Source organism: Algoriphagus iocasae, assembly GCF_014206875.1.
GTDB classification, from domain to species: Bacteria; Bacteroidota; Bacteroidia; order Cytophagales; family Cyclobacteriaceae; genus Algoriphagus; species Algoriphagus iocasae.
Map to the genome: position 1 here is coordinate 788,788 of NZ_JACIJO010000001.1, position 13,785 is coordinate 802,572.

At 38.0% G+C, this 13,785-nt stretch carries 12 protein-coding genes; 7 read left to right on the plus strand and 5 right to left on the minus strand.

Annotated features, from left to right (window positions below; genetic code table 11):
• Positions 1 to 10 precede the first annotated feature (10 nt).
• From FHS59_RS03390 to FHS59_RS03400, 3 genes are read left to right on the plus strand one after another with little or no spacing between them, the layout of a single operon-like run.
• A complete protein-coding gene (locus FHS59_RS03390) occupies positions 11 to 559 on the plus strand; it encodes a DUF1599 domain-containing protein (protein WP_184493035.1) in 549 nt (182 codons plus the stop codon).
• Entirely contained in the window at positions 552 to 1,652 is a 1,101-nt protein-coding gene (locus FHS59_RS03395) for a BT_3928 family protein (protein ID WP_184493037.1), read from the plus strand. The genes FHS59_RS03390 and FHS59_RS03395 overlap by 8 nt, the downstream gene beginning before the upstream one ends.
• On the plus strand, positions 1,649 to 2,185 hold the full coding sequence (locus tag FHS59_RS03400; RefSeq protein ID WP_184493039.1) for a shikimate kinase: 537 nt from the start codon (positions 1,649 to 1,651) through the stop codon (positions 2,183 to 2,185). Before FHS59_RS03395 ends, FHS59_RS03400 begins: the two co-directional genes overlap by 4 nt.
• Here FHS59_RS03400 and FHS59_RS03405 read toward each other — a convergent pair.
• Positions 2,168 to 3,679, minus strand: coding sequence for an OmpP1/FadL family transporter (locus FHS59_RS03405; RefSeq protein WP_184493041.1), 1,512 nt, complete (start codon positions 3,677 to 3,679; stop codon positions 2,168 to 2,170). The two genes, FHS59_RS03400 and FHS59_RS03405, sit on opposite strands and share 18 nt — an antisense overlap.
• Positions 3,680 to 3,753: 74 nt before the next feature.
• Positions 3,754 to 5,094: a hypothetical protein gene (locus FHS59_RS03410; RefSeq protein ID WP_246388278.1), complete on the minus strand. Its 1,341-nt coding sequence runs from the start codon at positions 5,092 to 5,094 to the stop codon at positions 3,754 to 3,756.
• Positions 5,095 to 5,216: 122 nt separating this feature from the next.
• On the opposite strand from FHS59_RS03410, the gene proS reads away from it, so the two are divergent.
• The 3 genes from proS to floA all read left to right on the plus strand — a co-directional run bounded on the left by proS (position 5,217) and on the right by floA (position 8,266).
• Positions 5,217 to 6,698 carry a proline--tRNA ligase gene (gene proS, locus FHS59_RS03415; protein ID WP_184493043.1) on the plus strand — a complete coding sequence of 494 codons (1,482 nt, stop codon included), beginning with the start codon at positions 5,217 to 5,219 and terminating at the stop codon, positions 6,696 to 6,698.
• 92 nt (positions 6,699 to 6,790) lie between these two features.
• Positions 6,791 to 7,249 carry an NfeD family protein gene (locus FHS59_RS03420; protein ID WP_184493045.1) on the plus strand — a complete coding sequence of 153 codons (459 nt, stop codon included), beginning with the start codon at positions 6,791 to 6,793 and terminating at the stop codon, positions 7,247 to 7,249.
• Between the two features lie 6 nt (positions 7,250 to 7,255).
• Positions 7,256 to 8,266, plus strand: a complete 1,011-nt coding sequence (floA, locus tag FHS59_RS03425; protein ID WP_184493047.1) for a flotillin-like protein FloA — start codon at positions 7,256 to 7,258, stop codon at positions 8,264 to 8,266.
• A 43-nt stretch (positions 8,267 to 8,309) separates the two neighbouring features.
• Here floA and FHS59_RS03430 read toward each other — a convergent pair whose 3' ends face one another.
• Together FHS59_RS03430 and hemA are read right to left on the minus strand one after the other, a co-directional pair.
• A complete protein-coding gene (locus FHS59_RS03430) occupies positions 8,310 to 9,875 on the minus strand; it encodes a WG repeat-containing protein (RefSeq protein ID WP_184493049.1) in 1,566 nt (521 codons plus the stop codon).
• 97 nt (positions 9,876 to 9,972) lie between these two features.
• Complete coding sequence (hemA, locus tag FHS59_RS03435) at positions 9,973 to 11,241, minus strand: glutamyl-tRNA reductase (RefSeq protein WP_184493051.1); 1,269 nt, start codon at positions 11,239 to 11,241, stop codon at positions 9,973 to 9,975.
• A gap of 199 nt (positions 11,242 to 11,440) precedes the next feature.
• Between hemA and FHS59_RS03440 the strand changes: the two genes are divergently transcribed.
• Positions 11,441 to 12,121 carry a ComEA family DNA-binding protein gene (locus FHS59_RS03440; protein ID WP_184493053.1) on the plus strand — a complete coding sequence of 227 codons (681 nt, stop codon included), beginning with the start codon at positions 11,441 to 11,443 and terminating at the stop codon, positions 12,119 to 12,121.
• Here FHS59_RS03440 and FHS59_RS03445 read toward each other — a convergent pair.
• Entirely contained in the window at positions 12,106 to 13,746 is a 1,641-nt protein-coding gene (locus FHS59_RS03445) for an amidohydrolase (protein ID WP_246388280.1), read from the minus strand. The two genes, FHS59_RS03440 and FHS59_RS03445, sit on opposite strands and share 16 nt — an antisense overlap.
• Positions 13,747 to 13,785: the final 39 nt, after the last annotated feature.

Here is a 13,785-nt window from a genome sequence, read left to right on the forward strand (position 1 = left end):
AAAATAAAATTTGGAGACGCTAACTAGCAACGAATATACACAAGTTATCAGCCGTTGTAAAGAATTATTTCGTAAGAAAACTATCGATTATGGTACTGCTTGGAGGATTTTAAGATTATCATCCATTACCGACCAGATTTTTATCAAAGCTCAAAGAGTACGATCTATCCAGGAAAAGGGAAGTCAAAAAGTAAATGATCCAATCGTAGATGAGTTTGTAGGAATCATTAATTATTGCCTTATCGCCTTGCTTCAAATTAGTTTTTCTGATGATGAGCGAATGGAAATACCTTTTTCAGAATTAGAACCAGTCTATGATAAATGGGTGAGTGATACGAAAGGATTATTGGAAAATAAGAATCATGATTATGGTGAAGCCTGGAGAGAAATGAGAGTAAGCTCTATGACTGACATCGTATTGATGAAATTACTTCGTGTCAAACAGATAGAAGATAATGAAGGACAAACCATCGTTTCAGAAGGAATTGAAGCCAATTATCAGGATATGATTAATTACTCTGTATTTTGTTTGATCAAACTTGGATATCATCATGATTAAAGACGGATTTCTTTGGGTCTTACGCCTTTTGGTAGGCGGGCTTTTTATTTTTTCAGGATTAATTAAAGTAAATGATCCAGTTGGGACATCAATCAAACTTGAAGAGTATTTTGATGTATTCTCTAATGATATTGCTGGTTTTTTTGCTGCCTTTGAACCTTTTGCTCTGCAAATAGGTGTGTTTTTGGTGGTAGTCGAAGTTGTCCTTGGAGTTATGCTGATTCTCGGAGTGAAGAGTCGATTTACCGTATGGGCTTTAGGATTGATGATTCTATTCTTTACGTTTCTGACTTTCTATTCTGCTTACTTTAATAAAGTAACGGATTGTGGATGTTTTGGAGACGCCATCAAATTGACTCCTTGGGAATCTTTCTATAAAGACATTATTTTATTGGTTTTGATTACCATTTTATTCCTGTTCAGGGATGATCTTCCGGATTCCTCTCCTATGTGGGCGAACGGCCTTGTCGTCCTAGTATTAATTAGCTCCTTGGTATTATCAATTTTGGCGATTAGAAATCTACCATTCATTGACTTCAGAGCTTATAAGGTTGGTGTGAATATTCCGCAGGCAATGGAGCCTTCTGCACCTTTGTTGTATTCATATGTGATGAAAAAGGATGGTGAAACGGTCATTCTTGATTCATATCCTTCGGATGAAAGCTATGAGTTTGTGGAAATGAATATCAAAAATCCTGAAAACTTACCTAAGATTTCAGATTTCGCGGTTTGGAATGAGAATGGTGATTATTCTGCCGAGATGTTTAATGGCAATAAAGTAGCCATTTTGGTGAGCAGTATGCCTAAAATGGATGATTCTAATCTGGAGCAAATCGATGCATTGATTGCTTCATTAAGAAACTCTCCTATTGAAGTTGTATTCGTAGCAGCAGCTACTGAGGAAGAGATAACAAAACTGATTAGTGAAAGAGGGTGGGGCATTACAGGCTTGCAGGCTGATGCGACTGTGGTGAAAACAATTATCCGCTCAAATCCTGGAATAATGATTCTTAAAGACGGAGAAGTTTTATCGAAATATCATCACAACAATACACCGGAGGCCGGAGAGGTTTTAGATCTTTTTATGAAATGACAAAAGAACTTAAAGTCGTTTTGGTAGGACTACCTGGTTCGGGAAAAAGCACATTTGGACGACAATTGGCCTCTGTTTTAAACTTTCCTTACTATGATTTGGATCAATTGATTGAATCAAATTACGAAATGAAAATTCCCGAAATCTTCAGCAAATTTGGTGAGGGAAAATTTAGGGAATGGGAAAGTGAAACCTTGAGACAAACCCTAGAAAGCACCGACTCTTTTGTTCTTGCTTCAGGAGGAGGTTGTCCTTGTTTTAATGACAATATGGACATGATCAATAAACATGGTGTTTCAGTTTATTTGGATGTTCCATTAGATGAAATTTCCACTCGTTTGGGGCTGTCAAAGATTCAAAATAGGCCGATGTTTCAAGGACTAGATAGAGATGAGATTACAGCGAAGCTAAAGAGCCTTTTGCTGGAAAGGGAATACTTTTATAATCAGGCAAAAATAAAGCTCAGCGGTGAAGACTTCTCCGCTGAGCTTTTGATATCTGAATTGATCAGTCTTTTAAAAGCTGAATCCTAAGGTTAGCATACCCGTAAAAATATTGTTCTCTAATTGGGTTACTGGACCTATATTATTGTTCTGAGCATCTAATACCTGGTAGCTACTGTAGAGCCCATCGAAGCGCTGATTAATTAACGCAAGGTCAATTGAAAACTTATTGAGTTTTGCGCCGAATCCACCACTAATCTGATTGGTACTTCTGTCAAAATCTGAATTAGCTATTGGATCACCATAATACGCATAACCTCCTCTGATTCGGAATATATCAAACCTGAATTCTGCTCCAAATCTATAATTCAGCGTGCTTGTATAGGTGCTTCTGATAGCTTCATTATCAGGTCCCTCGTCAAAGTCCCTGCTTTTAATATTGGAATTGCTATAATCTACAAAGTCTATATCAGCTGAAACAAATCCATTTTTGCCAAGGAAAAATGTAGCTCCACCACCGATCTTTAGTGGTGTGTTTAAGTTATATGAACCGACTATATAGTCAGATAAAGCCTCAACTCTTCCTAAAGTAATGTTTTCAGGTTCGAATTCGTAGTTGTCATATTCCGCAAACATACTTGCTTCATATTCTTCATTGAAAGCATACCAAGTTGGAGTCTGGAAAGTGAAACCTAAGTTCACATAATCAATTGGCTTATAAATTAATCCCAAATTGACATTTAAGCCTGCTCCGTTAATATATAATCTTTCAGAAAGTGAAGAATTTATCAAAGGTCCGTCAGGGAACTCTTCGTTATAAGTTTTTCGAGAAGTAAATGATAGATTCCTTATTCCTACCGAACCACCTATAAACACCTTATGGTTGAAATTAGCTCCATAGGCAAAAGTGATTTGGTTGGAGCTTCCTTCTTGCGTAATGTTTTCATCCTGAAAAGGGAAACCAGTCACAAATGAATCGTAGGAGGTAGGGTTTTGAATAACATTCCCATTATCATCTACAAATACTGGATTAATCTGGTAGGTAGAATACGCAAGTCCTGTCAAACCAAATGATTCAATTTGAGTTTCTGGGATTCCATTGGCATCCTGCAGATAAAAATCAATGATGGAAGTATTGCCGATTTCGTCAGAATAAAAACCATATTCTGTATTAAAGTTTGCCAATCGTTGAATACTGATTCCAAAAGCTCCTCCTTTAAAAGCTCCTCTTGATAAACCATCCTTTGGGTTGGCCATCACATAGGAAAGGTTTGGCAAATTGAAGTTGCTGGTATTGTATGACCTGCCCTGATCTAAATAAGTTGTGTTAACTCCCCAATCAGAATATCCGATGGAAATACTTGCTTCGGAAGATCTGAAAAAACCTAGGCCTGCTGGGTTTCCAGCGATATTTGAAACATCGCCGCCAATAGACCATTGGGTTCCGCCAATCCCCATAATCCGGGAGGAACCATTTGCTTTTACATGACTGAATCTGTATGCATCTTCATAATAACCACTCTGCGCCAATAGCAAATTGGAGGATAGGAGAAAACTGAAGAATATAAGAATCTTTAATTTCATTGAGAGAAATAATTTTTTAATAATAACGGCTTAGCTAAGGAATTGTGTCAGATATGTTCAAAAAAAAAGGGGAATTAATTTCCCCTTCCTCCTCTGGATGATCCGCTGGAGACGCTGCCTCCGCCGCTTCTTGATCCTCCAGAACTCATGCCGCTACCCGAGCTTCTGCTTGGAGCACTATAGCTTGGTGTATTAGATCTGCTCGGCATTGATGATCTTGACGGCGAACCGTAAGATGGCGATGTACGAGCAGGAATATTACTTCTGTTGTAAGAAGGACTTGCCGATCTATTATAAGAAGGGCTAGCACTTCTATTGTATGTGCCAGTATTTCTACTTGGTCTATATACTGAATTTGAAGATCTTGAATTTGTTCCAGAATAACTAGGTCTTGCAGAAGGCATTGCACTTCTAGATCTAGTAGCACTTCTAGTTACGGCAGGAGAACTTACATTTCTTGTAGTTCCTACTCTAGATCTACTATTAGTGTAATAATCATTTTTTGAGCTACCAAATTCTCTTGATGCAGTTCTAGCACTTGAGTTAGAAACTAAGCTTCTGTTTGAAGGAGAATTTACTGCCTCTCTTCTTGCTTGAGCTCTTGAAGTACTTGGCAAAACAGCAGAAGATCTAGTGCCTAAAGAAGAAGTCGCTAAACTTGAACCTCTTGTTGCTCGAGCTCCTCTTACAACTCTTCTATCTCCATATTCTCCGCCAGGAAGAACATAAATTGGTCTATTGAATCCATAACCAGGATAATACCCTGGATAACCATAGCTAGGATAAAATCCTCCATACATTGGATATCCTCCCCAAGCATAACTTGGACCCCACATAGAACCAAAACCAAGTCCGAATCCGAAACCAAATCCGAAACCTAGACTAAATCCAGGTCTGAATCCGAAAGAAGGATACATGTAGCCAGGCATATAGAATGGATCGTAGAAAGGACTATAATATCCCATTCCCCAAGGACTAAAGCCTCCCATATAACCAAGGCTTAAAGACATGGTTGGGAAGAAATTTGATCCGTAAGAAGAATTGGAATTGTTTACTCTATAATTATCGTATGCATTGATATCACCTTCTCCTGAAGATTCAACTCCTTCGTCGAAATAAACCATCTCATCAGAAATTGTATCCTCAGCAGCGGTATATCTCGCTATGTATTCAGGATTTACATTCCTAGAGCTGAAATTTTCACCTTTATAGGAGTCTGTATTCAATGAACTCAGGCTTTCAAAAGATTCAGGATTATTGTTTTGCACAGCAAACTCGGTAGCGATTTTAGCATCCGAAGCCATGAAATACAAGTTATCCTGTTCTCCACTAGTCGCAAGTTTATTGGTGCTACAAGCACTCAATGCTAAAGCGCTGAGAACAACAGAAGATGTGAATATTGAAATTTTCCTCATGGTTGAAGTTAGATTGTTACTTTCTTATACGTGGTCAGAAGTGAAGGGTTATACTTTTTACTTTATATTTGCCCTGCTCAATTTAGCAAAATTAAGGACAAAAAGTATCTGAATCAATTATAATGAGTAAAGGACTACCTAAGAGAAGTGAAGATTATTCACTTTGGTACAACGAATTAGTTAAAAAAGCCGACTTGGCGGAAAATTCCGCAGTCAGGGGTTGTATGGTAATCAAACCATACGGTTATTCTATTTGGGAAAAAATGCAAGCGGAACTAGACCGGATGTTTAAAGAAACTGGTCATACCAATGCTTATTTCCCCTTATTTATCCCCAAGTCATATTTGAGCAAAGAGGCAAGTCACGTAGAAGGTTTTGCTAAGGAATGTGCAGTGGTAACACATTACCGTCTGAAAAATGCAGAGGATGGGAGTGGAGTAATTGTGGATCCTGAAGCAAAATTGGAAGAAGAATTAATCGTAAGGCCTACTTCCGAAACTGTAATCTGGAGTACCTATAAAAACTGGATTCAATCTTACCGTGATCTTCCTCTATTAGTAAACCAATGGGCTAATGTGGTGCGTTGGGAAATGAGAACCAGACTTTTCCTAAGAACTGCAGAATTCCTTTGGCAGGAAGGACATACCGCTCATGCTACTGCTGAAGAAGCTAAAGCAGAAACATTGCAAATGATGAATGTCTATGCACAGTTTGCTGAAGATTTCATGGCATTGCCTGTAGTAAGAGGTCGTAAATCTGCAAATGAGAGATTTGCTGGAGCTGATGATACATTGTGTATTGAGGCGATGATGCAAGATGGAAAAGCTTTGCAAGCAGGAACATCCCATTTCTTAGGTCAGAATTTCGCAAAAGCTTTTGATGTGAAGTTTGCGACAAAAGAAGGAGGACTAGAATATGTATGGGGAACTTCTTGGGGTGTAAGTACACGTTTGATGGGTGCGCTGATTATGGCTCACTCTGACGATAATGGTTTAGTACTTCCTCCTAAGCTGGCACCAACCCAAGTGGTGATTGTTCCGATTTATAGAAAAGATGAGGAATTTGAGGCTATCTCAGCGAAAGCTAATGAAATCATGGCTGACTTGAGAAAAGCTGGTGTATCTGTGAAATATGACAATAGAGATACGCATAAGCCAGGTTTCAAATTTGCTGAATATGAATTGAAAGGAGTACCTTTGAGAATTGCAATCGGTCCAAGAGATCTTGAAAATGGCACTATTGAAATTGCAAGAAGAGATACTTTGACGAAAGAACAATTCGAGTTGGCTTCTCAACCTATTACCGAAAAAATAACCGGAATGCTGGATGATATCCAAAAGTCCATTTATGATAGGGCATTTTCTTTCAGAGAGGAAAAGACTACAGAAGTGAATACCTGGGATGAGTTTAAAGAGGTTCTTGAGAATAAAGGCGGATTTATTTCAGCTCATTGGGATGGAACATCCGAAACGGAAGAAAAAATAAAAGATTTGACCAAAGCAACTATTAGGTGCATTCCTTTAGCAAGGAAAGAAGAAGCCGGAACTTGTATTCTGACCGGCAAACCTTCAGAAGGAAGAGTCTATTTTGCAAAAGCTTATTAATATGAAACCCGGAATTTTCCGGGTTTTTTTTGTCTTGTCGAATTTGGTGTCTAGGAAACTTGTATTTTAGGACATTCAACACCCCCAAATACATGACGGTTTTCATTCTTTCCAGTCTTCTGATTATCGGCCTCGTTCTATTTCTGATAGAGGTCTTTCTGCTCCCAGGCACTACGGTGGTAGGAATTATCGGTTTATTGGTAAGTCTTCTAGGTGTTTACTACGCTTATATTTCATTTGATTTAAATATTGCTCTTTGGATTATGGGAATAACAGCTTTGTGTTATATAGCTGTAATTTGGTATGGATTTAATTCTGGTGTATGGAATTATTTTTCTCTAAAATCAAAAATGGAAGGGGGAGCTTTTGATGGAAGAACTGACGGTTTGTCTGTTGGGATGCCTGGTCAGGCCATTTCAGATATTAAGCCAATTGGGAAAGCTACTTTTGAGGATAAAATCTTTGAAGTTAAAAGTGAAAATGGCTTTATAGAAGTAGGGAAAAACGTCACGATCATAAAAATTGAAAACAATAAAATCATAGTAAAATAGCCAAAAATGGATCCATCTAATTCTTTATTTATTTTAGTCGCAGCGATAGCCGCGATTGTTGTCCTATTTATCTTTTTGTATTTCATTCCTGTAGGACTTTGGATTACAGCGATCTTTTCCAATGTCCGCGTAGGATTGTTGGAATTGGTAGGTATGCGTTTTAGAAAAGTGCCTCCAGGAGTTATCGTCAATTCCTTGATTACTGCTACCAAAGCAGGTTTAGAGCTTACTACTGGTGAATTGGAAACGCACTATTTGGCAGGAGGAAATGTGCCAAATGTGATCAGAGCTTTGATCTCAGCAGATAAAGCGAATATTAATCTTTCTTTCAAACAGGCAACAGCAATTGATTTGGCTGGTAGAGATGTTTTTGAAGCGGTACAGATATCTGTAAATCCAAAAGTGATCAATACTCCAAATGTGGCTGCAGTGGCGGCTGACGGGATTCAATTGATCGCAAAAGCGAGAGTAACGGTTCGGGCGAATATCGCTCAATTAGTTGGTGGAGCAGGAGAGGAGACAATTTTAGCAAGGGTAGGAGAAGGTATCGTAACTTCTATCGGTTCTGCATCTAATCATAAAAGTGTTTTAGAAAACCCTGATAAAATCTCCAAACTGGTTTTGGAAAGGGGCTTGGATGCTGGAACTGCTTTTGAAATTCTTTCAATTGATATTGCAGATATTGACGTGGGAACCAACATTGGAGCGAAGCTTCAAATCGATCAGGCTTCTGCAGACTTAAAAGTTGCGGAAGCAAAAGCGGAAGAAAGAAGAGCAATGGCGGTAGCGCTTGAGCAAGAAATGCGAGCCAAAAATGTAGAAATGCGAGCGAAAGTTGTGGAGGCTGAAGCAGAAGTTCCAAAAGCTTTGGCGGAGGCATTCCGAAGCGGTCAATTAGGAGTGATGGATTATTATAGAATGGAAAATATCAAATCCGACACTTCGATGAGAGACTCAATCGCTAAATCGGATCCAGATAATCTAGATTCTAGCAAAGGAAAATCAGATAAAAAATAAGAGTACAAAGAAGAAGCCCTCAAATTTTTGAGGGCTTCTTCTTTTAGTTTCGCTTTCTACCTTTTTTATCCAAAGGCTCGGGTTCCACAACCACTACCGGCTCGTATAGATTTTTGGTTAAAATCCTGTTGCTGTCCGTATCGAGTATGATGTTTTCAAAAGCTAGTGGAAGAAGAATTTCACCTTGATCAGAGATCAATCCTACTTTGCCATCTTTTGCAACGATGATTTGGTCTCTTTTGGCTCTTTGAATAGTTTCGAATTCCATTGGGATTAGTTCTTTCCCAGTAGCATCTAAGATTCCAACTTTCCCATCTTTTTCAATAATAAAATAGCCATCGTTGATTCTGGAAATTTGATCTAAAGATTCCTGATTTACAGCCGAGCCAGAGGAGTTAAGCAAATAAAACCCATTGCTTGCTTTTGCAATGGAAAAGCCATTTGAAAATGGTTTGATTTCATCCCAAGAAGGCATTCCAACCAATTCTCCATTACTTTTTACTAAGCCCCATTTTCCTGATTTTTTATACGAACTCAAGGATTCTGAGAACTTTCCAACCTCCTCAAATTGAGGTTCGATCACCCATTCTCCCAACGAATTAATAAATCCCAAATCGCCATCTTTTGAGGCAGGGAAAAGTCCATCGGATCCCATCCAGATTTTATCCACTGGAGCATTAGGTCTAACCAGCCAGCCACCTTTGCCTAACAAACCTAAGTTGCCATCTCGAAATCTAATCGTGTAGAGGTTATCATCAATTCTGTTTACTTCTTCCATCCCTACAGCATCAAGCAAAATCCCATCTTCTTCCATGACTCTGCGAAGTTTGCCATGGATGTACTCTAGCATCAAACCATTCTCCAAAGTGATTTTATGAAATGAATTATATCGGACATTCGCTTTGATGTCATTTCCTTCAATTAAAAGGAATTGATTTTCATCGTAACCAAAATAAAAATTCCCTCTGTTATGTCTTAATTCGTCCACCACAGGGTCCATTACATAGTCACCTTCACGATTGATTAGGCCAAATCCAGTAGACTCTTTTGCAAGTAAAAAATCGCCCTCTGAGTCTTCCAGCAATTGAAATGATTTTTGACCGGCTTTAGACAAAGGGATGAAATATTCATTCCCGATCCGGGTAATCAGCATTCCTGTTTTGGTCAGTTTGGCTTCATCAAGTCTTCCTAATGACGTTGTTTTACCGCTTCCTCTTTCAAATATCCAGTAGTTATTTCCTTTGCGGGCCAAAAGAAGATTAAAATAAGTTTCGATTCCATCATATTCCAAAGGCAAAACCTGTTGTCCATATTCATGGAAAGCGCCAATACCATTTGGGCCTTTTACAAGTATCCAAGGAGCTAAATATTGGTAGATCTCAGTTCCTTGAAGTGAAACAGCAGGCTTAAGATCGGAAGAAAGTAAACTTAAAATGGAGTCCTTTTTTCCGATTCGCACTGTTTCACTTAATAGTTCTACCTCATCATAAAGTAATCTTGCCTTAAGCTTGTATTCATCATCATAAACTTCCCAAGTCTGAGCTTTTGAAATAGTGACTGTGCAAACGGTGAATATGAAAAATTTGAGAACTGAGAGATGTAATTTCATTCTGTTTTAGAGTGATAAATCTTGATGAGGGCTCAAATATAAAATGACCAAAGGTTTTAGCAATCCTTTGGTCATTTCACTTTAAACTTTTATGTAATTACTTTTTGACGTCCTCTTTATCTAAGTCAAAAAGATCCGAAATAAATTCGATCATTTCTTCAGCTTGATCTCTTTGACAGGCAGCTCTCAGTTGTACCACAGGAACTTTCAGAATTTTTTGCATCATGCTTTTAGTGATTTTATCAATCACTGCAAATTCCTTCTCATCTGCATTTTTCAAGTATCTGCTTAACTCCTCAAGTCTGATTTGCTCAAGAGTTTGTTTCAGCTTGTTGATGGTAGGGGAAACCATCATTTCTTTTTTCCAGCTGTAAAATTCATCAATGCTCTCATTGATAATTGCCTCAACTTGAGGAACAGCAGCAAGCCTTTTTTCCAAAGCTTCAGAAGTTTTGCTTCTGATATTGTCAACATTATATAGAATCACACCAGGTACATCTTCTACTGAAGTTTCAATACTTCTAGGTACTGATAGGTCAATCAAAAGCTTATAGCTAGGGATTTCAAATTTCTGAATTAGATTTTTTGTAATGAAAGGCTCATTTTTCATGATTGAACAAACAATCACATCTGATTCTTTCATTGCCTCAATACAATTTTCGAATGGAATCACCTCAAACCCCAAAGGAGCAGCAATCTCTTCTGCTTTTGAAAGTGTTCTATTGGTAACTGTTACTTTGGCATTTGGAAGATATACCATGTTTTTGGCTACATCTTCACCTATTTCACCAACTCCAATTAATAAGATTCTTGGCTGATATGTATTTGCAGTAAGACTCTCGATTAATTCTACTGTCGCATAAGACAAGGAAGCAGCACCTTCTCTGAAAGAAGTTTCCTGAACGATTCTCTTGTTGGTGAAAAATACAGTGTGCATCAAACGATGTAAAAATGGACCTGCCATTTCTAAATCTGCTGATGCTTGATATGCTCTTTTTACCTGATTGGAAATCTGAATATCCCCAACAACCTGTGCCTCGAGTCCCATAGAAACACGGAACAAATGAGAAATTGCATCTCGGTCGTTTTGATAAATCTGGAAGTATTCTAGGTAATTGACAATGTCAGGAAGACCTTTTTCTAGACCAACCAATTTGATGATCTCTGTGCTAAGATCGAGGTCGTGACTGTAATAAACTTCAGTTCGATTACAGGTAGACAAAATCAGCACATCATTTAAACTAAAGAAGTCCTTCAGTTTCAGTAAAATGCGTTGGATTTCCTGATCCCCAAGGGCAATAATTTCCCGGATTTGAACAGGTGCTGTCTTATGTGATAAACTTAAAGCTCTAAACTTGATTTGCATAGGTACAAGTCTTGGTTGCAAATTTAACAGACTATGGGTGTTAAAGTGCCAATTTTGCTAACCGAAATTCCAATTTGAAATAATTCTAAATAAGGATTCTATACCCTGTGCAAAGATCAGTTATTTTGAATTAATATGCCAATATCCTTAAATTATAGGTGATTGATAAAATCAATGTCCCTTGCAGATCAAATTTTTTATGAAAACCAATTTGTTTTTTTGGCTTAAATCGTATTTGGGTTTTTCCAATAAAGAATCCAGGGGTTTTGTACTTCTTATTCCGGTTTTGATTTTCATGATTATCATCCCTTCTCTGATTAATAAAGTAAGGTCTTCAAAAGCAGAAGATTATGAATTGCTGTATCAAGAGAAGGTTGATTCTTTAGAAAAAATAGGGATGAAATTGGTCTCGTCTCCAGATCCTGTTTTCAATCCACAGGATACAATTAAAAATAATTCAAGCTCCAAGAAATTAGAAAACTTAAATCGAATACCTTTTTCAGAGGCGGATTCCATCACCTTACAAATCGTTTCCGGAATCGGTCCAAGTACTGCCAGTAGGATTATTAAATATGGAAATCAACTGGGAGGATTTTATAGCTCCTCCCAGCTTTTAGAAGTTTATGGATTAAAGGCAGAAACAGTAGAATTGATGTGGGATTATTTTGATTTTGATCCTTTGATCTATCGAAAAATCCCAATAAACGAAGTCGAACTGGAAGAACTTTCCAAGCATCCTTACATTTCCTATTCTGAAGCAAAGGTGATTTTAGCCTATAGAAATCAACATGGAAAATTCAATTCCAAAGAGGATCTTAAAAAGATAAAGATCTTTAAATCGGAATGGATTGATAAGATAGCACCTTACTTAACTTTTTGATAGACCATTTTTCCACCTACTACCGTTGCCCAAATCGGTAAGTCTCTAAGGTTTTTAGCGTCTTCGATCATGATGTCATTTTCCATGATAACCAAATCAGCCAATTTCCCCGTTTCTATACTTCCTTTCAGATTTTCCTCAAAATTTGCATACGCTGCCCAAATGGTCATCCCTTTAAGGGCTTCTTCTCTGGTCAGTTTGTTTTCAATTTGGAATCCCTCATCTGGCCAGTTGTTTTTATCTTTTCTTGCTACGGCAGCATGAAATCCATAAAGTGGATTAATGAATTCAACAGGGAAATCACTTCCTAGTGCAATTAGGCCATTCTGGTCAAGCAATTCCTTGAAAATATAGGCGTGTTTGATGCGGTCTGGTCCCAATCTTTGTTCTGCCCAGTACATGTCTGAAGTTGCATGAGTTGGTTGAACAGAAGGAATAATGCTGAATTCAGCAAATTTTGGAACATCATCAGGATTGACCACTTGGGCATGCTCGATTCTCCATCTCAGGTCATTTTTCCCTTTCAGAACATCCGCATAAATATTCAAAAGCGTTCTGTTTGCAGAATCCCCGATGCAATGAGTATTCATCTGGAATCCATTTTCATACATTTTACTCGCAAGATCTCTGAAATCATCCTCGGTACTCAATAAAAAACCAGTCTCTTCAGGTTTGTCAGAATAGGGCTTTAATAAAGCAGCTCCTCTAGATCCCAAAGCTCCATCTCCATAAATTTTAAAACTCCGAATTGTTAGCTGATCATCTTGGTAAACCCCTTGATCAAAATAATATTCCATGTTGGAAGGTGTAGGATTGACCATTGCATAGATTCTCATTTTTAAGGAAGAATCTTGGTGCATTTTTTTATACAAGTCAATGGTTTCCTTATCTAATCCAGCGTCCACAACTGAAGTTAAGCCAACTTCAAAACAGTTCTGTTGTGCTTGTAAAATCGCCTTTCTGGCTTGCTCTTCCGTTGTTTTTGGAATTTTTGCACTGACAAGATCAATTGCATTATCTACCAATATTCCGGTTGTTTTGCCGTTTTTTACGGTTACAGTTCCACCGAGTAATTTGGTGGCAGCGGTAACTCCACCCAATTGTAAAGCTCTTCCATTTGCCAAAGCAGCATGACCATCAATCCTTGTCAGAAGGACAGGTTTATCGGGGAACAATTCATCTAATTGATCTCTTGTTGGAAATTCCTGTCCTTCCCAAATGTTTTGGTCCCAACCGTTTCCAAGAATCCAGCTCTCATCCGGGTTTTCATTGGCATAGTCTTTTACTTTCTGAACTAACTCATCGAAGCTTTTAACTCCAACTAAGTCTATCACACGTAATCCAGTACCGTATCTGAAAAAATGGGTATGAGCATCTATAAAACCGGGATAGACTGATTTTCCTTTAAGGTCAATTGTTTCTTCAGCTTCGTAATTATTTAAAATTTCATCATCGGAACCTACCGCCACAAATTTCCCATCAGTAATGGCAACTGCATCCGTGATTTCAAATTCTGAATTGACGGTATAGATAGTGCCTCCATGGTAAATGATGTCTGCTTGTATCTTTGGATTTTGGCAAGATGCCAATACTAAGAGACCACAGAGAGCCAGAAAATGAATCATCTTTGAGAGATTCTTTAATTTCAACTGACGATTAATGTA

Excerpts from the sequence above, each read along its gene's own strand:
- FHS59_RS03395 (WP_184493037.1), top strand. The coding sequence starts at position 552 with ATGATTAAAGACGGATTTCTTTGGGTCTTACGCCTTTTGGTAGGCGGG.
- FHS59_RS03400 (WP_184493039.1), top strand. The coding sequence starts at position 1,649 with ATGACAAAAGAACTTAAAGTCGTTTTGGTAGGACTACCTGGTTCGGGA.
- FHS59_RS03405 (WP_184493041.1), bottom strand. The coding sequence starts at position 3,679 with ATGAAATTAAAGATTCTTATATTCTTCAGTTTTCTCCTATCCTCCAAT.
- FHS59_RS03410 (WP_246388278.1), bottom strand. The coding sequence starts at position 5,094 with ATGAGGAAAATTTCAATATTCACATCTTCTGTTGTTCTCAGCGCTTTA.
- proS (WP_184493043.1), top strand. The coding sequence starts at position 5,217 with ATGAGTAAAGGACTACCTAAGAGAAGTGAAGATTATTCACTTTGGTAC.
- FHS59_RS03420 (WP_184493045.1), top strand. The coding sequence starts at position 6,791 with ATGACGGTTTTCATTCTTTCCAGTCTTCTGATTATCGGCCTCGTTCTA.
- floA (WP_184493047.1), top strand. The coding sequence starts at position 7,256 with ATGGATCCATCTAATTCTTTATTTATTTTAGTCGCAGCGATAGCCGCG.
- FHS59_RS03430 (WP_184493049.1), bottom strand. The coding sequence starts at position 9,875 with ATGAAATTACATCTCTCAGTTCTCAAATTTTTCATATTCACCGTTTGC.
- hemA (WP_184493051.1), bottom strand. The coding sequence starts at position 11,241 with ATGCAAATCAAGTTTAGAGCTTTAAGTTTATCACATAAGACAGCACCT.
- FHS59_RS03440 (WP_184493053.1), top strand. The coding sequence starts at position 11,441 with ATGAAAACCAATTTGTTTTTTTGGCTTAAATCGTATTTGGGTTTTTCC.
- FHS59_RS03445 (WP_246388280.1), bottom strand. The coding sequence starts at position 13,746 with ATGATTCATTTTCTGGCTCTCTGTGGTCTCTTAGTATTGGCATCTTGC.